The sequence below is a fragment of the Vibrio sp. OPT24 genome, from assembly GCF_015163545.1.
Taxonomy (GTDB): Bacteria; Pseudomonadota; Gammaproteobacteria; order Enterobacterales; family Vibrionaceae; genus Vibrio; species Vibrio cyclitrophicus.
Genome location: NZ_JADDYI010000048.1, coordinates 196976 through 222320 on the forward strand (window position 1 = coordinate 196976; position 25345 = coordinate 222320).

Here is a 25345-nt window from a genome sequence, read left to right on the forward strand (position 1 = left end):
CTTCCTTAGGCTGGGCGAATCAGTCTAATCATTGAAAATTTATATAGGTGAACAAATGGGTCACGCAGAAAGCAAATTCCAAGCAGCAAACATTGCAGTACTAACGGTTTCAGATACACGTACAGAAGAAAATGACACGTCAGGTGGTTACCTAGCTGAGCATGCTAAAGAAGCGGGTCACAACGTGGTTGATAAGCAAATCGTTATTGACGATATGTACAAGATCCGCGCGATCGTATCTCAGTGGATCGCTGATGACAGCGTGCAAGCGATCATGATCACTGGCGGTACGGGTTTCACTTCTCGTGACAGTACACCTGAAGCACTTAAGCCACTATTCGACAAAGAAGTAGAAGGCTTTGGTGAGCTTTTCCGTCAAGTGTCTTACGAAGAGATTGGTACTTCGACAATTCAGTCGCGTGCGATTGCGGGCTTTGCTAACCACACAGTAATCTTTGCGATGCCAGGTTCTACAGGTGCTTGTCGCACCGGTTGGACGAAGATCATCAAGCAACAAATGGATGCTAGCCACCGCCCTTGTAACTTTATGCCACATCTTTCTGTATAAGGTGGTTTGAGTATGAGCCAATTTACACACATTAATGCGTCTGGCGAAGCGAACATGGTCGATGTATCGGCTAAAGCGGAAACTGTACGCGAAGCGAGAGCGGAAGCTTTCGTTCAAATGTCAGCAGAAACGCTAGAGCTGATTGTTTCTGGTAGCCACCATAAAGGTGATGTTTTTGCGACGGCACGTATTGCTGGCATCCAAGCGGCGAAGAAGACCTGGGACTTGATTCCACTGTGCCACCCTCTACTACTAACTAAAGTAGAAGTGCAGCTAGAAGCTATCGAATCTGAAAACAAGGTTCGCATTGAATCTGTTTGTAAGCTTGCAGGTAAGACGGGCGTTGAGATGGAAGCGCTAACGGCTGCTTCTGTTGCTGCGCTAACGATTTACGATATGTGTAAAGCTGTTCAGAAAGACATTGTTATCGAGAACGTACGCCTGTTAGAGAAGACGGGTGGTAAATCAGGTCACTTCAAGGTGGAATCATGATTACGGTACTTTTCTTTGCACAAACTCGTGAACTTGTCGGTGTTGATAGCCTAGAAGTCGATGCGCAATACAATACTATTGAAGCGATTCGCAGCCACCTTGTAACAAAAGAAGGCAAATGGGATATCGCATTGGAAGAGGGCAAGCTGCTGGCAGCACTTAACCAATCAATCGTACCTTTGACGACTGAAGTGAAAGACGGCGATGAAGTGGCTTTCTTCCCACCAGTTACTGGAGGTTAACCATGAGTGACTCTCGAGTTATTGATCCAAGAGTAGTAGTTACTGCTGAAGACTTTTCTGTGGGTGACGAATACGATTATCTAGCTCAAGGTACAGCTGCAGGAGCGGTAGTGACGTTTGTTGGTAAAGTTCGCGACATGAATCTTGGCGACAACGTAATTGGTTTGTCTCTAGAGCATTATCCGGGTATGACAGAGAAGTCGCTGAGCGAGATTTGCGACCAAGCTGAAGCTCGCTGGCCGATTGAGAAGATGCGAGTGATTCACCGCGTGGGTGACCTAGATATCGGTGACCAGATTGTTTACGTTGGTGTATCCAGTGCGCATCGTGACGCTGCCTTCGAAGCGTGTGAGTTTGTTATGGACTTTCTGAAAACCAAAGCGCCGTTTTGGAAAAAAGAACGTACTACTGAAACCACTCGTTGGGTAGATTCGCGAGATTCCGATGCTAAGGCTGCAGAACGTTGGGAAAAATAGCCCGTTAATATTTCGTCACGTCTTTAAATAGTGGAACTGATATATACAGTCCTGACGAAATTAGTAGTCCTTATTTAAATAAACGAAGCCGACTCCCTAAGTCGGCTTTTTTGTATTTGTTATAGCGTTATATATAAATAAATTGTATTTTAATAAATGATTAAGCACTTCCTGTGAATATAAATTCTAATGACAAACTAGCCCTTATTGGTGCAGTATTTCTTCTGTTTTGGTGCAGTGTATTATGCTGTTTTGTATAAAGTGATAACCCTCACAAATAGTGCAGTCTGTTTAGGGGATATGTGATGTGCAATTAGATTTGATGTGGCATTAATGTTAATTTGTTGGCCGTGTTCTAGCATAAGATGCTAAAAAAAAGTATCAGTACAGATACATCAACACTAAAGGCTATTTTTTAATAAATCCCTATGCGTAACTCACTATGTATTGGAGTTTTATTAGATTAATACACTGACACCTTGAATATTTCGGAGAATTATCCGATTTTTTGCGGCTTGTTTATGGCAAATTACTTCAATGGTTGATAGTGTGTGCCTCAATCTTTGTAAGGTTTTAGGTTTTTATGCTTATATTTTGAGCTAAATAAATCTAAATCACTGCCGTTCAGTGAACCTAGCAAAGAAGTCATGGATGCAATACGAAAAACTTGGAGTTTATTAAATGTACAAGAATAAAATCACTCAAGCCCTTCTTCTAGGTGCTGGTTTGGCAGTGGCTGCCACTTCTACTCTTTCTATCGCTGCTGAAGTTCCAGCAGGCACTGAACTAGCAAAAGTTCAGGAACTGGTTCGTGGTAACGGTACTGAAGTAGCAACACTCGACCCTCACAAATCTCAAGGTGTACCAGAATCTCACGTAATTCGTGACCTTCTAGAAGGTTTAGTGAACCAAGATGGCGACGGCAATACTATCCCAGGAGTAGCTGAAAGCTGGGAAACGACAGACAACAAAACATTTACTTTCCACCTGCGTAAAGACGCTAAATGGTCTAATGGCGATCCTGTAACGGCGAATGACTTCGTTTACAGCTTCCAACGTGCCGTTGATCCTTTAACTGCTTCTCCATACGCTTGGTATATGGAATATACCAAGATGGCGAATGCGAAAGATATCGTCGCGGGTAAGAAAGACAAGAGTGAACTAGGCGTAAAAGCTTTAGATGACTACACGTTAGAAGTGACATTAGATACAGCTGTCCCATATTTCGTAATGATGATGGGTCACACAACAGTGAAGCCAGTACATAAAGCAACTGTTGAAAAATTCGGTGACCAGTGGACTAAGCCTGAAAACTTTGTTGGTAATGGTGCATTTGTTCCAAATCAATGGGTAGTTAACGAGCGTCTTGAACTAGTACGCAACGAAAATTACTGGGATAACGAACATACAGTTCTTAACAAAGTAACATTCCTACCAATTGAGAACCAAGTTGCGGAAATGAACCGCTTCCTTTCTGGCGAACTAGATTTCACATACGAAGTGCCTAACGAGCACTTCCGTCGCTTACAGAAAGAGTATCCAGAAGATGTAAACATTAAGGGTAACCTGTGTACTTATTACTACCAATTTAATGCACAGAAAGCACCTTTCGACGATGTACGTGTTCGTAAAGCAATGTCTTATGCGATGGACCGTGACATCGTGACGAAAGCGATTCTTGGTCAAGGCCAAAAACCAGCTTACTTCTTGACTCCTGAAATTACTGCTGGTTTTGACCCGGTAACTCCAGAGTATGGTCAACTTTCTCAAAAAGAGCGTATTGCTGAAGCGAAGCGTCTTCTTGAAGAAGCTGGCTACACGAAGAGCAACCCACTTGAATTCAACCTGCTTTACAACACGTCTGAAAATCACAAGAAGCTTGCTGTAGCAATCGCATCAATGTGGAAGAAAGAGCTTGGTATTAACGCGAAACTCGAAAACCAAGAGTGGAAATCATACCTAGACAGTAAAGATACTGGTAACTTTGACGTTGCTCGTGCAGGTTGGTGTGGTGACTACAATGAAGCATCTTCATTCCTAACATTGATGGTTAGCCAAAATACAACTGCTGGTCAGCACTATAAGAGCGCAGACTATGACAAGATTATCGATAAAGCACTAAGCTCTACTTCAGAAGAAGAGCGTACTAAGCTATATATCGAAGCAGAAAAATTGCTAGCTAAAGACATGCCAATTGCTCCAGTCTACCAGTACGTTACAACACGTCTTGTATCACCTCAGCTAGGTGGTTACCCAGAAGGTAACGCCGAAGATAAGATCTATTCAAAAGATCTTTATATCAAAGCAAAATAACCTCCTATAAAAATAAAATATAACTAACTTAGACCTGTGTGCGAGAAATCGCACGCAGTGTCTATTTAATTTTTAATTGTCACAGACTGAAAAGAGTGAGTTTATGCTTAAATTCATTATGAAAAGGATATTCGAAGCGATTCCAACCATGTTGGTGTTGATCACTATATCTTTCTTTCTCATGCGTTTCGCACCGGGTAACCCGTTTTCGAGCGAACGCCCATTACCGCCAGAAGTTATGGCTAACATCGAAGCTAAATACGGCTTAGATAAACCTGTATTTGAACAGTACACAACGTACTTGACTAACATCGTTCAAGGTGACTTTGGTCCATCATTCAAATATCAAGATTACACCGTAAATGAGCTGATCGCAGTTGCGCTTCCTGTATCTGCGAAGGTCGGTTTTGTTGCCTTTATCTTTACCCTGATTATGGGGGTATCGGTCGGAACCATTGCCGCATTGAAACACAACACCTGGGTCGACTACACCATAATGTCGACTGCCATGCTCGGGGTGGTCATGCCGTCCTTCGTGTTGGCACCAGCGCTTATTTACCTATTCTCTCTACACTGGCATATATTTCCAGCAGGTGGTTGGCACGGGGGTACTTATATGTACATCGTCCTGCCAGTTATTGCGATGTCTCTTCTGTACGTAGCCACTTTTGCTCGTATCACTCGTGGTAGCATGATTGAAACTCTAAACAGTAACTTTATTCGAACGGCTCGCGCAAAAGGTCTAAGTTACCGTTACATTGTTCTTAAACATGCACTTAAACCAGCCCTGCTTCCTGTTGTTTCTTATATGGGACCTGCGTTCGTAGGTATCATTACAGGTTCAGTTGTCGTTGAAACCATCTTCGGCCTACCGGGTATCGGCAAACTGTTTGTTAACGCCGCGTTTAACCGTGACTATTCGCTAGTAATGGGTGTAACCATTTTGATTGGTTTCCTATTTATCTTATTCAACGCGATCGTTGATATTTTACTAGCGCTTATAGACCCGAAAATTCGCTACTAGCAGGACGCATGGTTATGTTGAAGAAAAAAGAAAACTTAGAAGCGATCGAAAAATTCTCTGAGAGTTTGGAAATTGAAGGTCGCAGTTTGTGGCAAGATGCGCGTATTCGTTTTATGCGTAACAAAGCGGCAATGGTCAGTCTATTTATCCTTACGCTCATGGTGCTATCGGTCATTTTCTTACCGATGCTAGCACAGCATGCTTATGATGATACTGACTGGTACGCAATGCATGCAGCACCAAGCGTGGATCATTGGTTTGGTACCGACAGTTTAGGTCGTGACCTATATGTTCGTACGATGATTGGCGGCCGTATATCTCTTATGGTAGGTGTGATGGGTGCATTCGTAGCGGTACTGATTGGTACGCTTTACGGTGCAGCTTCAGGCTTCATTGGCGGTCGCACTGACCGAGTAATGATGCGAATCCTGGAGATCCTATACGCGGTGCCATTCATGTTCCTAGTAATCGTACTGGTAACGTTCTTTGGTCGTAACATCGTACTGATCTTTGTTGCTATCGGTGCTATTGCTTGGCTCGATATGGCGCGTATTGTACGTGGCCAAACATTGAGTTTACGTAGTAAAGAGTTCATTGAAGCTGCTCACGTATGTGGTGTCAGCAAATGGAAAATCATTACACGTCATATCGTACCGAACGTATTGGGTATTGTTGCGGTTTACTCAACGCTACTTATTCCAAGCATGATCCTTACAGAATCATTCTTATCTTTCCTTGGTCTTGGTGTTCAAGAGCCTATGACAAGTTGGGGCGCGCTGTTACAAGAAGGCTCGCAAACAATGGAAGTTGCTATCTGGCAACTGGCATTTCCAGCAGCATTCATGGTAGTTACCCTGTTCTGCTTTAACTACGTAGGTGATGGTCTGCGCGACGCGCTTGATCCAAAAGACAGATAACGAAATAGCAATTAAAAGCTATAAAAGATTAAGGAAGCAATAATGAGCTTATTAGATGTCAAAGATCTGCGCGTCGAATTTACCACGCAAGATGGTACCGTAACCGCAGTAAACGACCTGAATTTCTCACTCAACCAAGGCGAAACGCTAGGTATCGTTGGTGAGTCAGGTTCGGGAAAGTCTCAAACGGTATTTGCACTGATGGGGTTGCTGGCTAAGAACGGCATCATCTCAGGCAGTGCAAAGTTTGAAGGCAACGAAATTCTCAACCTACCTGAGAAAGAATTGAACAAAGTTCGCGCTGAACAGATCGCGATGATCTTCCAAGATCCAATGACCTCACTGAACCCTTACATGAAAGTATGTGATCAGTTGATGGAAGTTCTCATGCTGCATAAAGGTATGGGTAAAGCGGAAGCGTTCGAAGAATCAGTACGCATGCTTGAAGCGGTGAAAATCCCTGAAGCACGTAAACGTATTACCATGTATCCACACGAATTTTCTGGCGGTATGCGTCAACGTGTGATGATTGCAATGGCCCTGCTGTGTCGTCCGAAACTGCTTATCGCGGATGAACCAACAACGGCGTTGGATGTAACTATTCAAGCGCAAATCATGGAATTGCTGAACGAGCTTAAAGATGAGTTTAATACTGCGATTATCATGATCACCCATGACTTGGGTGTGGTTGCTGGTTCTTGTGACAAAGTATTGGTGATGTACGCAGGTCGTACTATGGAATACGGCACGGTTGATGAAATCTTCTATGAGCCAAGCCATCCCTATGCGGAAGGCCTGCTTAAAGCAATTCCTCGTTTGGATACCGAAGGTGAAATTTTACCGACGATTCCAGGAAACCCACCCAACTTACTTCGCCTACCGACAGGTTGTCCTTACCAAGACCGCTGTCACCGCGTAATGGACCGTTGTAAGCAAGAAGCACCGATTTTGCAGCCATTTGCTAAAGACCGTCAGCGTGCTTGTTTTTCTGATTGGGAGACTTGGACAAAATGAGTAAAGAATTACTATTAGATATTAAAAACCTTAAGGTTCACTTTAGCATTGCGGCTAAGTCTGCTTGGCCTTGGGCGAAACCATCAAACCTTAAAGCGGTTGATGGTGTGGATGTTCACCTTTACGAAGGTGAGACTCTGGGTGTAGTAGGTGAGTCTGGCTGTGGTAAATCAACATTTGCCCGCGCAATTATTGGTTTAGTTGAGGCAACTGAAGGCGAAGTTATGTGGTTAGGTCAAGACCTGACTAAGATGCAGGAAGTGAAGCGTCGTGAGACTCGTAAAGAGATTCAGATGATCTTCCAAGACCCGCTAGCATCGCTTAACCCGCGCATGTCAGTTGGAGACATCATTGCTGAGCCTCTACAAACTTTCTATCCTGAGCTTTCTAAACAGGAAGTGAAAGATCGAGTTAAAGAGATGATGGCAAAGGTTGGTCTACTGCCCAACGTAATCAACCGTTACCCACATGAATTCTCTGGTGGTCAGTGTCAACGTATCGGTATCGCGCGTGCACTTATCTTGAAGCCTAAGATGATCATCTGTGATGAGCCGGTTTCTGCTCTGGATGTATCTATCCAAGCTCAAGTAGTAAACCTTCTAATGGAACTACAGAAAGAGCTAGGTTTGTCTTTGGTATTCATCGCGCACGATTTGTCGGTTGTGAAACACATCTCTGACCGTGTATTGGTGATGTATTTGGGTAATGCGGTAGAACTTGGTGAATCAGATGCTTTGTTCTCCGATCCTAAGCACCCATACACCAAAGCGTTGATGTCTGCTGTTCCTATTCCAGATCCTCGCTTAGAGCGCAGCAAAACGATTCAGATGTTGGAAGGTGATTTACCTTCACCAATCAATCCACCGTCAGGTTGTGTGTTCCGTACTCGTTGCCCACAAGCAACTGAGGCTTGTGCTCAAACTAAGCCAACAATTCAAGGCGATGACGTACACGCAGTATCTTGCTTGCACGTACAAGTCTAGAACCCATTTAAAACGGTTCAGCCTGTGACAGGCTTAAGCGCAACTTTTTTATGAGTTGCGCTTTTTTTGTGTCTAGACTTTCACGCTGAACAAGCTTCATCAAATAATTCGAACAACTAAGCCAACTTCTTCTGGTTTTGAAACCGTGGGCTTTTTTTATACTAATACTAATCGTAGTAAATAACTGCTCATCCTAGCTTGTTAAAACGCTTGATAACGGCGTTAGAATTTTTGATTGTAGAATAACTACTAACAGAAAAATTCTGCCTTGTTCTCAAGCCTTTTTCTGCGCTATTTCTGAACATTTACTTACTGTGATTGGTATATAAAATTTTGGATGACAGAGGTTTGGATATGGGTAAGTTAGTTGAAGGTGTGTGGCATGATGTTTGGTACGACACTAAGGAAAGTGGCGGCAAATTTGTTCGTGAAGATGCTGGCTTTCGAAGCTGGGTAGAGAACAAGTCGGGCGCACAATTTCAGCCAGAAAGCGGCCGTTATCATTTATATGTATCATTAGCTTGCCCTTGGGCGCACCGAACTCTGATCTTTCGTGAGCTGAAAGACCTAACCGATCATATTGATGTGACGGTAGTCTGTCCAGACATGATGAGTGAAGGTTGGCAAATGGGGTTACCTGAACCTCTGTTCGGTCATACTCGTATGCACCAAATCTACACTCAAGCTAAGCCTGATTACTCTGGCCGGGTAACGGTACCTGTGTTATGGGATAAGAAAACAAACACCATTGTAAGTAACGAGTCCTCTGAGATTATCCGCATGTTCAACTCAGAATTTAATGAGTTAACGGGCAACACAGACGATTACTACCCGTGGGAATTAGCGAGCAAGATTGATCAGTGGAACGATTATATTTATCCGAATATCAATAATGGTGTATACCGAACGGGCTTTGCGACAACACAAGAAGCCTACGAAGAAGCGTATGACTCGTTGTTTGAAGCTTTAGATAAAGTTGACGCCCACCTTAGTGAGCACCGTTATCTAGCGGGTAACGAGATTACAGAAGCAGATTGGAGATTATTTACCACTCTGGTTCGATTTGATGCGGTCTATGTCGGGCATTTCAAGTGCAATAAACAGCGCATTGCTGATTACGTCCATATTCAAGGTTATCTAAAAGAGTTGTATCAAGTGAAGGGAATCAAAGAGACGACCGACTTTTACCATATAAAGCGTCACTATTACTACAGTCACACAGGTATCAACCCAACTCAAGTTGTACCAAAAGGACCAACGCTAGATTTAGAATCAGCCCACGGGCGAGGTTAGATTAATCCTCGACATAAAAAAACCCTAGATAAGAATCTAGGGTTTTTTGCTTTCTACAAAAGAAAAATTAGTTAATTACTTTTTCTTCAGCTTGAGCGGCTTGGTCTGCTTGGATAGCTGTTAGAGCTACTGTGTAAACGATATCGTCTACTAGAGCACCACGAGACAAGTCATTTACTGGCTTGCGCATACCTTGAAGCATTGGACCGATAGACACTAGGTCTGCTGAACGCTGTACCGCTTTGTAAGTCGTGTTACCCGTGTTTAGGTCTGGGAATACGAATACTGTCGCTTTACCTGCAACTGGAGAGTTAGGCGCTTTAGAAGCGGCTACGTTTTCCATGATTGCTGCGTCGTACTGAAGAGGGCCGTCGATCACTAGATCAGGACGTTTCTCTTGAGCAAGTTTCGTTGCTTCACGTACTTTATCTACGTCTGCACCTTTACCAGATTCACCAGTAGAGTAAGAGATCATAGCAACACGTGGGTCGATACCGAATGCCGCAGCAGAATCTGCAGATTGGATAGCGATTTCAGCAAGCTGTTCAGCTGTTGGATCTGGGTTGATCGCACAGTCACCGTATACAAGCACTTGATCAGGCAGAAGCATGAAGAAGATTGAAGATACGATAGAAGCATCAGGAGCAGTCTTGATGATCTGGAACGGAGGAACGATTGTGTTCGCCGTTGTGTGAACAGCACCAGAAACTAGGCCGTCAACTTCACCAGCTTCAAGCATCATAGTGCCTAGGAATACTGAATCTTCTAGCTTCTCACGAGCAACAACTTCAGTCATACCCTTAGCGCCACGAAGTTCTACTAGACGAGCTACGTAGTTTTCGCGAACTGAAGCAGAATCGATGATCTCAACGCCAGCGCCTAGCTCAACACCTTGCTGTGCAGCAACGCGACGGATTTCTTCAGGGTTACCAAGAAGTACACATGTTGCGATACCGCGTTCAGCACAGATAGATGCAGCTTTAACAGTACGTGGCTCATCACCTTCAGGAAGAACGATGCGCTTAGCCGCTTTACGAGCGAATTCTGTTAACTGGTAACGGAATGCTGGTGGGCTTAGACGGCGAATACCTTGAGTGCCTTCAGATAGAGAATCAATCCAAGGGCCATCAATGTGGCTTGCAACGTGATCGTTAACGAACTCGATACGCTCTTTATCGTCTGCAGGTACTTCTAGGTTGAAGCTCTGTAGGTTAAGAGACGTCTGCCAAGTGTTACCTTGCGCCTTAAAGATCGGTAGACCTGAAGCGAATGCAGGTGCGCAAAGGTTAGCAATACTTTCTGGAATGTCGTAACCGCCAGTCAGTAGGATTGCGCCAATTTCAACACCGTTTTTCGCAGCAAGAGCCGCAGCAACGATAACGTCAGGGCGGTCTGCAGAAGTTACTAGCAGTGAACCTGGCTTGAAGTGCTCAATCATGTGCGGTAGAGAACGTGCACAGAAAGTGATGCTCTTAATACGACGAGTAGAGATTTCACCTTCGTTAACGATTTCAGCGTTAAGGTGTTTAGCCATATCAACCGCACGAGTTGCGATTAGATCGATGCTCCATGGCACACAGCCAAGAACACGGATAGGACTAGAGTTGAAGATTTGCATTACTTCAAGGTTCGCTTGTTGAGCGCTATCTGCATCGTCAAAGATTTCAGATAGGTCAGGGCGAGTACGGCCAGCTTCATCAACAGGAGCGTTAAGCTTGTTGATAATCACGCCTTTGATGTTCTTGTTCTTAGTACCGCCGAAGTTAGAACATGCTACTTCGATACGCTCTTTAAGCTGAGTAGGGTTATCAGTACCAGGAGTCGCAACGAATACGATCTCCGCACCAAGTGTTTTCGCGATTTCCGCGTTCACTTGGTTAGCAAATGGGTGCTTACGAGTAGGAACTAGGCCTTCGATTAGCGTTACTTCTGCGTCTTTGTTGATCTTGTTGTATTGCTCAACAACTGACTCAAGAAGCTCGTCCATTTTTTCACTACCGATCAAAGCTTCAGCTTTAGTCATTGCGATTGGCTCACCAATCTTAATGTCGCTGTTTGCGCTGATGATAGTAGACGTTAGATCTGGTTGGTTACCACCGCTACGAGGCTGAGCGATTGGCTTGTAGAAAGAAACACTTACGCCTTTACGCTCCATAGCGCGAAGAACACCCATGCTAACACTAGTAAGACCAACACCAGCGCTTGTAGGGATAAGCATAATAGTACGGGACATTGACGAACACCTTTAACTATTGGAAATAAAAAAAGCTCAACTGCTATTCCCACCGATATTAAAATTGGGGTAGGAATAGAAGTTGAGCCCCATTTTCTTGATATGAAAAACTGACTAGCTTCGAGTGAAGCTAGTCAGGAAAATCAATTAAAGACCTGCTAGTTTCGCAGTGTCTTCAGCAATTACTAGCTCTTCGTTAGTAGAGATAACCATTGCAGGGATACGGCTGTTAGCTGTAGTGATAGTACCTTCGCCGCCGAAACGAGCTTTAAGGTTAGCTTCACCGTCAACTTCGATGCCGAAGATGCCTAGGCGGTTAAGAACCATTTCACGGATTGGGCCAGAGTTCTCGCCGATACCGCCAGTGAAAGTGATTGCGTCTAGACGACCTTCTAGAGTTGCAGTGTAACCAGCAACGTACTTAGCTAGACGGTGACAGAACACGTCCATTGCACGAGTTGCTTCTTCTTTCTCACCGTAGTTGTCTTCAACGAAACGACAGTCAGAAGTCACTTCAGTTAGACCAGCAAGACCAGACTCTTTAGTCAGCATGTTGTTGATTTCTTCAACAGAGTAACCAAGAGCATCGTGTAGGTGGAAGATAATCGCAGGATCTAGGTCACCACAACGAGTACCCATTACAAGACCTTCAAGAGGAGTAAGACCCATAGAAGTATCTACAGATTGACCGTTCTTGATTGCACATACAGAAGCGCCGTTACCTAGGTGACAGTTGATGATGTTAACTTCTTCAACTGGCTTGTTTAGTAGGCCTGCAACTTCACGAGTGATGAATAGGTGAGAAGTACCGTGCATGCCGTAACGACGGATGCCGTGCTCTTTGTACAGGTTGTACGGCAGAGCGTATAGGTAAGACTCAGAAGGCATTGTTTGGTGGAATGCAGTGTCAAAAACAGCAACGTTTTTAAGGCCTGGGAAGTTTTGTTGAGCCGCTTCAATACCGATAAGATGAGCTGGGTTGTGAAGAGGTGCGAAAGTCGCAGCGTCTTGAATACCCTTAAGCACTTCATCAGTGATAAGTGCAGAAGAAGTGAACTGCTCGCCACCGTGAACGATACGGTGACCGATAGCGCCAAGGTTAGCTTTAAGCTCAGGCTTAGAAGCAAGAATAGTTTCTACCATGAAAGATAGTGCTTCTACGTGAGCTGCGCCCGCACCTAGTTGTGCTTCGTGCTTGCCGTCAAGTTTCCATTTCATACGAGCTTCTGGAAGACCAAGACATTCAGCAAGACCAGTTAGGTGCTCAGCACCTGTTTCTGCATCAACAACAGCAAATTTAAGAGAAGAACTACCACAGTTTAAAACTAAAACTAGCTTAGACATTAATGACTACCTGTTTATTTTTCTGATCGAAATCAGTTAAGGATGAAAATTAATCTCAAGAATAGACGAAGCACTGTTGCTTGCGTACTAACCTTGGTCAAAAAAACGTTAATTTCCGTATTAAAGTGAAAGCCACTTTTTAAGAAAAGAGGCTCTTGCATTCCTTGCAGAAGTCGTCCCAAAGTTGCTTAAATTGTAAATAAGGGCAACAATGAGATTGAGGTCTGCAAATAATAGCGATATTGTGCAAATATAACAAAAAAATTTGAAAGAATATTATTTTTCGTCAAATTTTTGTGTTTTTAGTTGATGATTTCAACTTTTTTTTAACGGGAGACTCATATGAGCAATAGAGTTGGTTTAGCGAGCAGTTTAAAAGATGGCCAAAAGTACATGGATCTCTGGCCTGTTCGAAAAGAGTTAAACGCTATTTTCCCTGAGCAACGCATTATCAAGGCGACGCGCTTTGGCGTAAAGGTGATGCCAGCAATAGCCGCTATTAGCGTTCTTACGCAAATGGTCTTTAATAATTATCAAGCGATGCCGCAAGCTGTGGTTATGGCTTTGTTCGCTATTAGTTTACCGCTTCAGGGTATGTGGTGGTTAGGCAACCGCTCAAACACGCAACTTCCACCAGCATTAGTATCGTGGTATCGCGAATTACACGAGAAAATTACTGAGACAGGTTTTGCTTTAGAACCAATAAAGCCACGTCCTCGTTATAAAGAATTGGCGATCATTTTAAATCGCGCATTTCGTCAGCTAGATAAGTCCTCTATGGAGCGTTGGTTCTAAAAGAGCAGTTTGTTTCCTCCGTTTGTCTGAGAACGACTTTGTATCAGTAGCTCGTTCTCAGATTCGTTCTCTACTTTAGTTGTTTAGTTACTCCCTTATTCATTTTGTTTCTTACCTTTCAGTTAACCTAATCTGGCCTTTTCTCGCATAACTCGAACTTTGTTGTATTTTTGTTAAATATCACTTCAACTTATCAATAGTTACTGGTAATAATGTCAATAGTGATTATTTTGATGTTGTTCTCTTCGAGCGATTAATAACGAGTAGAGCTTGATGTAGGGAGCGATAATGGGTTCTGTAAGAAAGGTATTGGCAGCGGTTTTAGGCTGTCTGTTGTTGCTGTGGACTGGCAACGTAATGGCGAATGTCGCCAAAGTATCGGTTTCACAAGTTGTTGACCACCCAGATCTGAATGCGACACGTCTAGGGCTTATCGAAGGATTGAGAGCGAAAGGCTATGAAGCAGGTAAAAATTTAGAGTTTTCCTACGAAATGGCCAATGGCAGTCCTGTCCAAGCGGCCAAGATCGCTAGAGAGTTAGTGAGCGAAAATCCCCATGTGTTAGTGGGCATTGCTACCCCGACCTCACAAGCGTTAGTCTCAGCTACTCGTTCAATTCCTATTGTATTTACGGCAGTTACCGATCCAATCGGTGCAAGGCTAGTTAAACAATTGGAAATGCCGGGGCGAAATGTCACCGGTCTTTCTGATTTATCTCCGGTTTCTCAACATGTCTCACTGATTAGAGAGCTTCTTCCTCAGGCAAGCTCTATTGGGGTTGTTTATAATCCTGCAGAAGCAAATGCCGTTGCGTTAGTTGGTTTGTTGAAAGAGGCTGCGAGAGATTTTGGTATTACTCTTTATACTGAAAAAGCGTTGACCATTGATGATGTTGAATCAAAAGCAGGGTTTGTTGCCAAGAAGTCTGATGTTATCTATGCGTTGACCGATAACACGGTTGCAAGTGGTATAGAAGGTCTTATTGAAGCAGCGAATCAAGCGAATACTCCCGTCGTCGCAGGGGCTACTTCTTACGTTGGTAAGGGAGCTATTGCGGGCTTAGGGTTAGATTATTATGACGTAGGTGTCCAAACTGCAGACTATGTAGCGGCGATTCTGAACGGACAAAAACCTGGAAAGTTAAGTGTTAAAACAGCAAAGAGTTCGAAACTGGTCATTAACTTAGACGCGGCTCGCGAACTTGGTGTGACACTGCCGAAGTCCGTCATTGATCGTGCGATAATCAGTCGTTGATAAGGTTAATTATCAATTGTTTGACGGTATTTAAGTGATTGTTGTTAACAGTATTGAATTTGCTTAGATGAACAAAACTCATCGATTCTATATCTGGCTTGCGTTCTACTTTATTCATTTTTAAGCAGTTATCTTACCATTAGTCATATCGTTAATATCAATTTACATCATTTTACATCGAGGGAAATGACAATTAATGCCATAATATTAATGGTATAAATGAAAATAGCTGAGCACTAAGAGCACATTATATGAAAGTAAACAGGCACTTTAGCCTTCGCTTTGTCTTTGGATTCCCTGCCGTGATCGCCATAATGTTGCTAGGTCTAATTGGTAAGAATCATTTTGATGCGGTAAAAAAAGATATCAACGTTGAGTTTCATCGCATTGAAGAGGTGTTCACACGAACGACGAAGGTGGTTACTGCTTTAGATTACAGCTTCTCAAACTACTACAAATCCGGAAATCCACTTTTTCTCGACCATAATAAGCAGGTAGTTAATGGCCTATGTCGCATTTGGCCTATCGACGTCCTGCTTCTCGCAGATGGTAAAACCGGCGATATCCCTTCAGTTGACATCGACTATATGCTGGTTGGTGAAGAGTCGTTGTGCTCTGAAAGCAGCGATAGCTATAAAGGTGCATCAGAGAAGATCGCTTTAGCTCCTATCCTTTCATTTCTATCTCAACTTGATGAATATCATGACGGTGTGCACTTCATTGATGCGAGTGGTTATGTCATTTCATCACCTGAAAATTTTGCCAAAGGATTAAGTAAGGCGCTTCTTTCCACCATCAAAAGTCGACCTTATTGGCAAAAAACTGCTAATAATCCAGAACAACTTACGTTAACTGGGCCTGTGTACCGATTCGATTCACTGGACCGAATTATCAGTATGACTATTCCTGTATTTCACAAAGGCGTCCATCAAGGGATGCTATCTGTCGATATTGATGCGGACAAACTGTTAGAGGCTTCTAATCAGCATTTAGCGGGAAGAGTGAACATTATTGATACGACTCTGGTGGATCCAAGCGATTCTGCAATCTTTTATCGTGAGATTTCCTTAGAAGGCGTCGCGTCACATCATGCGATGTATTACGAGTTAAATCTAGCTAAGGAAATCGAGCATTTCTTTATTTATGAAAAAGATAGCTTAATTGTTGCGATTATCGTTTATCTGTTCTCCGTGACCATTTTCTTTTACGTTAATTCCAATATTGAACGCGGTTACTTTAAAGAGCTTGCTGCCAAAGATCCGATGACAGGGTTATTGAATCGACGTGGTTTAGAAGTGTTTTGGCAAAGCGTAGAGCATGACCAACTATTTGCTCTAACGGTGCTTGATATTGATGATTTTAAGTCAATCAATGACACCTATGGGCATGATAAAGGCGACGATGTGATTCGCTTTATGTCTCGTCAGATAAATAACAGCATTCGAAGCAGTGACGTGGCAGCTAGGTTTGGTGGAGAAGAGTTTGTTGTTTACATGAAAGGCGAGGATCGTGAGACACTGATGAGAACGTTAGAGCGTGTGAAAAATGCGATTTGCGCGACATCAGCCGATGTTATTCCCAATGGATTTACAGTATCAGGTGGTGTCTGTCTCGTTGAAACAGAGCAAAACAAACTTAACTTCGAAGAGATATTTAAATACGCAGATGAAAAGCTGTACGTGGCTAAGACGACAGGTAAAAACCGTCTCGAATTTTAGCCACGCGATTGGACAAGTGTTTTGAGGAGTAAGTAAGCAGTGATGCGTTTTTTGAATAAAACGTGCCTAAAGAATTAATGGAATTGGCAGTGTTGCTCTTGGTAAAGCTGCAGGCGTTCTACTATCGGTGGCGCCTTCTTAAAGGTACGAATTTCTTTAAATAGTTCGTTTGCTTCAGGGTAGCCTTTACTTAAATAAACAAACCACTGCTTCACTCTATTGGGGTAGTACATGCCTTTATCCCCTTTAATTTGAAACTCTGAGTAGCGCAGTAAAAGTTCAATCACTTTATTCCACGGCATTTTAGGGTGGTTGTGCTTAACGACATTACCAAGGTTCGGAATGTTGAAAGCACCACGGCAAACCATCAATGAATCGATTCCTGTTGTTTCAATGCAATCTTGACCATCTTGATAGTTCCAAATTTCTCCATTCGCAATCAACGGTAAAGAGGTCCGCTCTCTTATTTGATTGATGTAATCCCATTTGATTTCGCTGGCTTTGTAGCCGCCAACTTTGGTACGAGCATGTACAGTCAGTTCATCCGCTTTCGCTTGTTCGATAGCGTCGACAATCTCAAAGCACTCATCCGGGTGCTCCCAACCCAAGCGAATTTTAGCTGAAACGGGAATATGCTCAGGCACTGCTTCTCTGCATGCTTTTACTACTTGGTAAATAAGTTCTGGCTCTTTGAGCAATGAAGCCCCACCATTACTTTTGTTTACCGCTTTGGCTGGACAACCGAAGTTTAGATCGATCCCTTTCGCGCCAAGATTTGCTGCTTGAATAGCATTCTCTGCCATCCATTTAGGATGTTGACCCAGTAGCTGAACATGGACAGGCACACCAGACATGGTTTGAGAGCCCTGAAGTAATTCTGGACAAATACGGTGGAAAACATGCGGGGGAAGAAGTTGATCAACGATACGCACAAATTCTGTGACACAGAGATCGTAATCATTGATCTCTGTAAGAATTTCACGCATTAGGTGATCTAGAACGCCCTCCATAGGGCCAAGTATTACTCGCATATTGCTCTACCGAAACTGAGTGTATCGAAAATTAAGAGGCGTGATTGTACGGTTTGATCATAGAGATGTCACTATGCGTGTAGTAGGTGTCGGCATAACGGCTTCAGCGGTTAATAGCGACAGGTTAAGCCTGATAACGTTATAATGGGATAAATGATCTAATAAATAGAGCTTTCATGACATATCAATTATTAAACTTACCTGAATCTACGACTGACATTACTCCTCAATTTATCGAAGGGGCAATTCTTGCTTCTAACCTTGCGACTAAGCCATTAGATCCAGAAGCGTGGCTGGCTGTCATTGCTCCTGAAGCTGGCAAAGAATTGGTTTCAATGGTGACTGAGCAAATTAACCGTCAACATAATCTAATTCAGCGTAATGAATATTTACTGACTGATGTGTTGGCTGATGGCGATTTTAATGAGCAGTTCGCCGATTTCGCTGAAGGTTTTATGATGGTTTGGCCTACTGTGGAAGAGCAATGGCAAACAGTGACGATGGCTGATGGCACTCTGCGTATGTTACAAGCGCTCCTAACAACTCTCATGTTAGCGATTGATGAAGAACAAACTCAGCAGCAAATGATTGCGGCTGGGCTTGAAAACCCACCATCACTTCAAGATTTAGTGGGGCAGGTTGATCTAATGATTTCAGAGGTGGCATTGGCGGCTGATGAAGCTATGTTAGGCAATAAATCGCAGAGCGTGAACCCATTCAAAGGTATTGGTCGCAACGACCCTTGCCCATGTGAAAGTGGCAAAAAGTTTAAGCAGTGCTGTGGCAAAAACAGCTAATCACGGCTTGTTGAGTAACTCAGCTTGAGTGAGTAGTTAACTTCCTTTAAGCGATAAAAAAGTCGACCTTGTAGTCGACTTTTTTGTTCTATTTTAAAGGTCTGTATTAGTCGTTTTTCGATTTGAAAAATTGAGAAATGATAACAAAACCACAAGCAATTAAGTTACCGGCAAAGATAATCACTAGCCATTGAGGCATCGACAGGTCTAAGAGTTGCCAAACGACTTTACTGCAGTCGCCGTAAGCTTCGAACATCCACGGGGCCCATTGGTTTAATGGTGCCCAACTAGGGAAGGTTACGAATAAATCACAGGTAGCGAAAGGAGACGGATTAAACTGGTAGTCAACGTGCTCTAACGCAAGCATTAAACCTTTATAAGCACCAAATCCCCAACCAGCAAGGCCTAGCCAGCGTGATACTGGGTTATTAGGAGCAACAGCGCCAATGATTGCCGCGACGCCGATAGAAAGCATAGCAACGCGCTCATAGATACACATTACACAAGGGCCAAGCATCATCACATGCTGAAAGAAGAGAGCGCATGCTTCAAAAAATACAATAAAAGCCAGCAATAAAAGCCAAGATAAACGTCCCTTAGAGAAGTCTTTGAGCATTACAAAAAAATTCACGAATTTAATCCTGTCTATAAAATAAAAAAGCCCTGAATACTCAGAGCTTTTTATCTTGGATAAGTTTCCTAATCAACTAATATTTTTGATTAGTTAGTTATACTTGTTGTGGTTTGTGACACAGTGTTTAGCTTAGTGACCGCCAGAGATAACTGGAGCAATGACTTCACCAGTTCGGTGAATAATCCAACCTGCATCATAAAACCATGCTGTCATTGGTTCAACGAAGAACACAATACCGGCAAGGCCAACCAGTGCCAACACGATAGTATATGGCAGAGCCATGATGACCATGCGGCCATAAGACAGTCGAATTAACGGAGCAAGTGCTGATGTTAATAGGAATAGGAATGCAGCTTGGCCGTTTGGTGTAGCAACCGAAGGTAAGTTAGTACCTGTGTTGATAGCAACAGCAAGTAAGTCAAATTGGTCACGAGTTATGATGCCTTCAACGAGCGCTGTTTTCACTTCGTTGATGTAAACCGTACCTACGAACACGTTATCCGAAACCATCGATAAGATACCGTTGGCTACATAGAAGAGGGCTAACTGTGCGCCTTTATCTTCAACGTGAAGTACTGCATCGATCACTGGCTTAAATAGTGATTGGTCGATGATTACCGCAACTACAGCGAAGAAGACAGCCAGAAGTGCTGTAAATGGTAGCGCTTCTTCAAAGGCTTTACCCATTGAATGCTCTTCGATAACGCCAGTAAATGCCGTTGCTAAAATAATAACTGAAAGACCGATCAAACCCACTTCAGCGACGTGAAGCGCCAAGCCTACAATAAGCCAAACTGCGATTGCACCTTGAACCCATAGTTTTGCAACGTCTTGCTTGGTACGATTTGCTCGTTCTTTGTTGTCGAACTCAACTAAGATTTGGCGAACGTTATTTGGCAATTTTGCACCGTAGCCGAACACTTTGAATTTCTCTACAAGCGCACAAGTTAGAATACCGCAGACGAATACAGGCAGTGTTACTGGTAGCATACGGATAATAAACTCACCGAATTCCCAACCTGCTTGTTTAGCAATTACTAGGTTTTGCGGTTCGCCTACCATAGTCATTACACCACCTAACGCGGTACCAACACCAGCGTGCATAAGCAGTGAACGTAAGAAAGCGCGGTAGTTTTCTAAATCATCACGTGTTAGTTCGGAGATCTCTTCATCATGAGTATGATCGTGCGCAGACGTTGTGCCTTTACCTGATGCTACTTTGTGGTAGATAGAGTAGAAGCCAACTGCAACGCTAATAACGACCGCGATTACTGTCAGTGCATCTAGGAAGGCAGACAAGAAAGCAGCGGCAACACAAAACGCAATAGAGAGTAAAACTTTGGACTGGATGCCGAGCAGTATCTTCGTGAAAATGAACAGAAGCAGTTCTTTCATGAAGTAGATACCAGCAACCATGAACACCAATAAGAGTAATACAGGAAGGTTTGCTTGTAGCTCGTGATAAACCATTTCAGGCTTGGTCATACCAATGGCGATGGCTTGAATTGCTAATAAACCACCAGGTTGAAGAGGGTAGCATTTTAGCGCCATAGCTAGCGTGAAAATAAACTCAACCACCAATAGCCAGCCCGCAACAAATGGGTCAACTAGGAAGAAAACAAACGGGTTGATGATTAAAAAGGAAATGATGGCAAGTTTATACCAATCAGGAGCCTTACCAAGGAAGTTCTTGATAAAAGCGTTTCCGAGAGACATCGGCATGTTAATACTCTTTTATGTTGATTATGAATAGACAAGCAATACAACATTTGAGAATCGAGTTATGTATTTGTTAAAACACATAACTAACAGTGACTTAGAAAAACTACATTCCATGTAATGTTCTGTGGTCTTGCCAAGTCACTCCCTTAGAAACTCAAGCACTGCTAATTTTTGAGCGCAACTCTACTCTTAGATAACATTTAGTCAACAGGAAAAGCCCTGCTGCACTAAAAATACCCCTTTTTTATCGAGAAACGCGATCAAAGTAGCGCAAGCATACCACTTAAAATGTGATAAAAACCGACTAGAATCAATATTTGAGCGAAATGATTGAAATTTACATGATAGAAGCGGTTTATATATGATTATTACAACTTAACATTGCAATTTAGTGGTTTTAAAAATATGACCAACATCATTGATTTAAAAGGAAATTTGTTGTGTTAATAATTTGTTGAAATGGTGGTTTGTAGTTGCTTGCTTTCTAAAGCTAAGTTGCAAACGTGTGCTGAACTTTAGAGTTTTAACTCTACTCGTGTTTTGGGGGAGTAAAACTTTTGAGGGTGTTTCCGCTAGGTGTGACTAGTGGTATGATGAGTAAATTAAAACAGAATAATTAAATTGGATTGAAGTGTAGATGGTCATTAAGGCGAAGAGCCCGGCAGGATTTGCAGAGAAGTATATTATTGAAAGTATTTGGAATGGCCGTTTCCCTCCAGGTTCTATCTTGCCAGCAGAGCGTGAGCTTTCCGAGCTGATTGGCGTTACACGGACTACGCTTCGTGAAGTACTTCAGCGTCTTGCACGTGATGGTTGGTTGACAATCCAACATGGCAAGCCAACGAAAGTTAATCAGTTTATGGAAACCTCAGGTCTTCATATTCTCGATACATTGATGACGTTGGACGTGGATAATGCAAGTAAGATGGTAGAAGACTTGCTTGCTGCTCGAACGAATATCAGCCCTATCTTTATGCGTTACGCATTCAAATCAAATAAAGAAGCTTCAGAGCGTACGATCAGTAATGTGATTGAATCTTGCGAAGCGCTACTTGCGGCACCAACGTGGGACGAGTTTTTAGAGTCTTCACCTTATGCTGATAAGATCAAACAATCAGTGAAAGAAGATGTAGAAAAAGATGAAGCGAAACGTCAGACGATACTAATCGCGAAGACTTTTAACTTTTATGACTACATGCTTTTCCAACGCCTGGCATTCCATTCAGGCAACCAAATCTATGGCCTGATTTTTAATGGTGTGCGTAAATTGTATGACCGAATTGGCAGTTACTACTTCTCTAACCCAGAAGCTCGACGCTTGGCGATGGACTTCTATAAAGAGTTGTTCATTATCTGCGAGAGCGGCCAACGTGAAAACTTGCCATTAGTGATTCGTAACTACGGCATCGCAAGTGCACAAGTTTGGAATGAAATGAAAACGACATTACCAACGAACTTCACTGAAGACGACAGCTAAGCCATAGGTTTACTATTGTTGTTCCTGTTTAGTCGGTGACGTAAAGAAAACGAAAAAGCGGCGAGATAATCAAATTATCTCGCCGCTTTTTATTCATCGATAGTTGGTGAAAACTTATCAATAGGCAGTAACTTACCCTGAAAACTCTTCTGAGTCTGGACGGTTAGTAAATTGCACGCCATTTAGAAAATCGCAAAGTAGTTGGTCTTCACATACTTTGTAGTTCTTGTTCTCTGGCTTGCGGAAGTAAGCGCCGATTTCGTATTTGCTTAAGCTAATGCCAACTACTTCTAGTACGTCCAAAACATCTTCTGCTTTCATGTTTAATGCGATACGAAGCTTCATGAAGATCATGTTGTTCGTCAGTGCAACTTCAGGTTTAGGTTGCTCGCCTTCTTTCTTGCCACGCTTAAGGTTGATGAAACCATTTAGGAATACCGCTAACTCTTTATCTTTCATCTTAGAGCATGACTTGTCGTTGTCGTCTTTTAGCCAGTTAATCACTTGGTCATGAGCAACGGTCACATCAGCTTGTTCGATAGCTTTGATGATTTGTGCATTTTTAAGGTTTAGTGCGTGTTGAATACGACGCAAGATTTCGTTGTTAGTCACTGGGGATTCCTAAAAAGGGTTTTAGAGTAAAGAGGTGTTTATCGTCGACAAACTAATTTCTACTCTACATAGGGCGACTCTAACAGAGAACGCTTATTTTCGGTAGATATAAAAAATCCCCAATGCTGATTAACTCTTTCAAGTTAAAAATGCATTAGGGATTTAGTGATGAGTGCTTGTTATCTGACTGAAGCCAGAATTACATTACACGCATACCAGGTTGAGCACCTTCGTGTGGCTCAAGGATCCACAGGTCGCTACCGCCAGGGCCAGCTGCCAGGATCATGCCTTCAGACATACCAAACTTCATCTTACGAGGTTTTAGGTTAGCTACCATTACGGTTAGCTTGCCTTCTAGCTCTTCAGGTTTGTATGCTGATTTGATGCCAGAGAATACTTGGCGAGTCTCACCACCGATGTCCAGTTGGAACTTTAGTAGTTTGTTCGCTTTTGGTACTTCTTCACAAGAGATGATACGAGCAATACGCATGTCTACTGCAGCAAAGGCATCGAACTCAATCTCGTCTGCGATTGGCTCTTTGTCTAGCTCAGTTTGGCTTGCTTGTTCTTTTTCAGCTTCTGCTTTTTCTTTCGCTGCTGCCTCTGTGGCTGCATCTTCTTTAGAAGACTCAACCATTGCTTCCACTTTCTTAGGATCAATGCGGTTGAATAGCGCTTTGAACTTAGTGATCTCGTGATCAGTTAGCGGAGTCGCAATCGCTTCCCACGTTAGTTCTTCGTTTAGGAAAGCCTCAGTGCGAGCTGCAAGCTCTGGCATTACTGGTTTCAGGTAAGCCATTAGTACGCGGAATAGGTTAATACCAACAGAAGAAACTTCTTGAAGCTCTTTCTCTTTACCTTCTTCTTTTGCAAGAACCCAAGGTGCTTTCTCATCGATGTACTGGTTAGCTTTATCCGCTAGTGCAGTGATTTCACGGATAGCACGGCTGAACTCACGAGTTTCGTATAGCTCGCCGATACGCTCAGCAGCAGCAACGAATTCGTTGTATAGCTCAGGTTCTGAAAATTCAGCAGCTAGCTTGCCTTCAAAACGTTTAGTGATGAAGCCAGCGTTACGAGAAGCTAGGTTAACAATCTTGTTTACTACATCAGCGTTTACACGTTGAGTGAAGTCTTCAAGGTTAAGGTCTAAATCATCGATACGGCTGTTTAGCTTAGCTGCGTAGTAGTAACGCAGACACTCAGGGTCTAGGTGGTTTAGGTACGTGCTTGCTTTGATGAATGTGCCTTTCGACTTAGACATCTTTGCACCGTTCACTGTTACGTAGCCGTGCACGAATACGTTGTTTGGCTTACGGAAGCCTGCGCCGTCTAACATTGCTGGCCAGAATAGGCTGTGGAAGTAAACGATGTCTTTACCGATGAAGTGGTAAAGCTCAGTTGTGCTGTCTTTCTTCCAGTATTCATCGAAGTTTAGAGCGTCACGCTTGTCACATAGGTTCTTGAAAGAAGCCATGTAGCCAACAGGTGCGTCTAGCCATACGTAGAAGAACTTGTCTTTTTCACCTGGGATTTCAAAGCCAAAGTAAGGTGCATCACGTGAGATATCCCACTGTTGCAGACCAGACTCAAACCATTCCTGCATTTTGTTTGCAGTTTCATTCTGTAGAGAGCCAGAACGAGTCCATTCTTTAAGCATACTTTCGAACTGAGGTAGGTCGAAGAAGAAGTGCTCAGAGTCTTTCATTACTGGAGTTGCGCCAGAAACCGCTGATTTAGGGTTAATCAGTTCAGTTGGGCTATATGTCTCACCACAGTTATCACAGTTATCACCATACTGGTCTTCTGATTTACACTTAGGGCAAGTACCTTTTACGAAGCGGTCTGGTAGAAACATCTCTTTCTCAGGGTCGAAAAGCTGAGAAATAGTACGGCTAGAAATGAAGCCGTTCTTTTTAAGTTCTAGGTAGATGTGAGAAGCCAGTTCACGGTTCTCTTCGCTGTGTGTGCTGTGGTAGTTATCAAAGCTGATATCAAAGCCAGCGAAGTCTTTTTGGTGCTCTTCACTAACAGCAGCGATCATCTCTTCTGGTGTGATACCCATCTGTTGAGCTTTAAGCATAATTGGCGTGCCGTGAGCATCGTCAGCACAGATGAAGTTTACAGTGTTGCCACGTAGACGCTGGTATCGAACCCAGATATCAGCTTGGATATGCTCAAGCATATGACCAAGGTGAATAGAGCCGTTAGCGTACGGAAGCGCACAAGTTACCAAAAGTTGTCTTGGATCAGTTGCCATACTTAATAATTCGCTTTTTTGATAGGTATAAATTTTGAGAGGTAATACTACTTTATAACGTGTGATACGCCAAGGTATCAGACAAAGGATTCCCCTAGTTTTTTAGGGGTTCAGTCTTTATCTCGTGGGTGATAGCATAAATAAAA

At 43.1% G+C, this 25345-nt stretch carries 22 protein-coding genes; 15 read left to right on the forward strand and 7 right to left on the reverse strand.

Annotated features, from left to right (window positions below):
- The first annotated feature begins 55 nt into the window (after positions 1–55).
- The 10 genes from moaB (at position 56) to IQO02_RS10760 (ending at position 9322) form a co-directional block, all read left to right on the forward strand.
- On the forward strand, positions 56–568 hold the full coding sequence (moaB, locus tag IQO02_RS10715; protein ID WP_010437177.1) for a molybdenum cofactor biosynthesis protein B: 513 nt from the start codon (positions 56–58) through the stop codon (positions 566–568).
- Between the two features lie 12 nt (positions 569–580).
- Positions 581–1060 carry a cyclic pyranopterin monophosphate synthase MoaC gene (gene moaC, locus IQO02_RS10720; RefSeq protein ID WP_004734026.1) on the forward strand — a complete coding sequence of 160 codons (480 nt, stop codon included), beginning with the start codon at positions 581–583 and terminating at the stop codon, positions 1058–1060.
- Positions 1057–1302 carry a molybdopterin synthase sulfur carrier subunit gene (gene moaD / locus IQO02_RS10725; protein WP_016783808.1) on the forward strand — a complete coding sequence of 82 codons (246 nt, stop codon included), beginning with the start codon at positions 1057–1059 and terminating at the stop codon, positions 1300–1302. The genes moaC and moaD overlap by 4 nt, the downstream gene beginning before the upstream one ends.
- A gap of 2 nt (positions 1303–1304) precedes the next feature.
- Positions 1305–1778: a molybdopterin synthase catalytic subunit MoaE gene (gene moaE, locus IQO02_RS10730; protein ID WP_016799415.1), complete on the forward strand. Its 474-nt coding sequence runs from the start codon at positions 1305–1307 to the stop codon at positions 1776–1778.
- A 681-nt stretch (positions 1779–2459) separates the two neighbouring features.
- A complete protein-coding gene (locus tag IQO02_RS10735; protein WP_016767672.1) occupies positions 2460–4091 on the forward strand; it encodes an ABC transporter substrate-binding protein in 1632 nt (543 codons plus the stop codon).
- Positions 4092–4194: 103 nt separating this feature from the next.
- Entirely contained in the window at positions 4195–5115 is a 921-nt protein-coding gene (gene oppB / locus IQO02_RS10740; protein ID WP_010437199.1) for an oligopeptide ABC transporter permease OppB, read from the forward strand.
- 14 nt (positions 5116–5129) lie between these two features.
- Positions 5130–6032, forward strand: coding sequence for an oligopeptide ABC transporter permease OppC (gene oppC / locus IQO02_RS10745; RefSeq protein ID WP_010437200.1), 903 nt, complete (start codon positions 5130–5132; stop codon positions 6030–6032).
- Between the two features lie 42 nt (positions 6033–6074).
- A complete protein-coding gene (locus IQO02_RS10750; protein ID WP_010437202.1) occupies positions 6075–7046 on the forward strand; it encodes an ABC transporter ATP-binding protein in 972 nt (323 codons plus the stop codon).
- A complete protein-coding gene (gene oppF / locus IQO02_RS10755; RefSeq protein ID WP_010437204.1) occupies positions 7043–8029 on the forward strand; it encodes a murein tripeptide/oligopeptide ABC transporter ATP binding protein OppF in 987 nt (328 codons plus the stop codon). The genes IQO02_RS10750 and oppF overlap by 4 nt, the downstream gene beginning before the upstream one ends.
- 354 nt (positions 8030–8383) lie before the next feature.
- Positions 8384–9322, forward strand: coding sequence for a glutathione S-transferase family protein (locus tag IQO02_RS10760; RefSeq protein WP_010437206.1), 939 nt, complete (start codon positions 8384–8386; stop codon positions 9320–9322).
- A 67-nt stretch (positions 9323–9389) separates the two neighbouring features.
- Here IQO02_RS10760 and pta read toward each other — a convergent pair whose 3' ends face one another.
- Both pta and IQO02_RS10770 read right to left on the reverse strand, forming a co-directional pair.
- A complete protein-coding gene (gene pta, locus IQO02_RS10765) occupies positions 9390–11555 on the reverse strand; it encodes a phosphate acetyltransferase (protein WP_010437208.1) in 2166 nt (721 codons plus the stop codon).
- 147 nt (positions 11556–11702) lie between these two features.
- Positions 11703–12899, reverse strand: coding sequence for an acetate kinase (locus IQO02_RS10770; protein WP_010437209.1), 1197 nt, complete (start codon positions 12897–12899; stop codon positions 11703–11705).
- Positions 12900–13241: 342 nt separating this feature from the next.
- Here IQO02_RS10770 and yfbV point away from each other — a divergent pair, with 342 nt between their 5' ends.
- From yfbV to IQO02_RS10785, 3 genes are all read left to right on the forward strand, one after another.
- A complete protein-coding gene (yfbV, locus tag IQO02_RS10775; RefSeq protein WP_010437216.1) occupies positions 13242–13694 on the forward strand; it encodes a terminus macrodomain insulation protein YfbV in 453 nt (150 codons plus the stop codon).
- A 288-nt stretch (positions 13695–13982) separates the two neighbouring features.
- Positions 13983–14948 (forward strand): ABC transporter substrate binding protein, encoded by a 966-nt coding sequence (locus tag IQO02_RS10780; protein WP_010437219.1) that lies wholly within the window; start codon positions 13983–13985, stop codon positions 14946–14948.
- A gap of 251 nt (positions 14949–15199) precedes the next feature.
- Complete coding sequence (locus tag IQO02_RS10785; RefSeq protein ID WP_010437221.1) at positions 15200–16666, forward strand: sensor domain-containing diguanylate cyclase; 1467 nt, start codon at positions 15200–15202, stop codon at positions 16664–16666.
- Between the two features lie 74 nt (positions 16667–16740).
- On the opposite strand, the gene dusC is transcribed toward IQO02_RS10785, so the two are convergent.
- Positions 16741–17697: a tRNA dihydrouridine(16) synthase DusC gene (gene dusC / locus IQO02_RS10790; protein WP_080572729.1), complete on the reverse strand. Its 957-nt coding sequence runs from the start codon at positions 17695–17697 to the stop codon at positions 16741–16743.
- 176 nt (positions 17698–17873) lie between these two features.
- On the opposite strand from dusC, the gene IQO02_RS10795 reads away from it, so the two are divergent.
- Positions 17874–18494 carry a YecA family protein gene (locus IQO02_RS10795; RefSeq protein WP_010437227.1) on the forward strand — a complete coding sequence of 207 codons (621 nt, stop codon included), beginning with the start codon at positions 17874–17876 and terminating at the stop codon, positions 18492–18494.
- A gap of 106 nt (positions 18495–18600) precedes the next feature.
- On the opposite strand, the gene dsbB is transcribed toward IQO02_RS10795, so the two are convergent.
- The gene (gene dsbB / locus IQO02_RS10800) at positions 18601–19110 is read right to left on the reverse strand and encodes a disulfide bond formation protein DsbB (protein ID WP_016789286.1); all 510 of its coding nucleotides are present in this window, start codon (positions 19108–19110) and stop codon (positions 18601–18603) included.
- 147 nt (positions 19111–19257) lie between these two features.
- The gene (nhaB, locus tag IQO02_RS10805) at positions 19258–20850 is read right to left on the reverse strand and encodes a Na(+)/H(+) antiporter NhaB (RefSeq protein ID WP_016767668.1); all 1593 of its coding nucleotides are present in this window, start codon (positions 20848–20850) and stop codon (positions 19258–19260) included.
- A 637-nt stretch (positions 20851–21487) separates the two neighbouring features.
- Here nhaB and fadR point away from each other — a divergent pair.
- Positions 21488–22327, forward strand: coding sequence for a fatty acid metabolism transcriptional regulator FadR (gene fadR / locus IQO02_RS10810; RefSeq protein WP_010437230.1), 840 nt, complete (start codon positions 21488–21490; stop codon positions 22325–22327).
- Between the two features lie 132 nt (positions 22328–22459).
- On the opposite strand, the gene IQO02_RS10815 is transcribed toward fadR, so the two are convergent.
- A complete protein-coding gene (locus tag IQO02_RS10815; protein ID WP_016767667.1) occupies positions 22460–22939 on the reverse strand; it encodes a DUF1456 family protein in 480 nt (159 codons plus the stop codon).
- A gap of 199 nt (positions 22940–23138) precedes the next feature.
- Positions 23139–25199, reverse strand: coding sequence for a methionine--tRNA ligase (gene metG, locus IQO02_RS10820; RefSeq protein WP_016800726.1), 2061 nt, complete (start codon positions 25197–25199; stop codon positions 23139–23141).
- Positions 25200–25345: the final 146 nt, after the last annotated feature.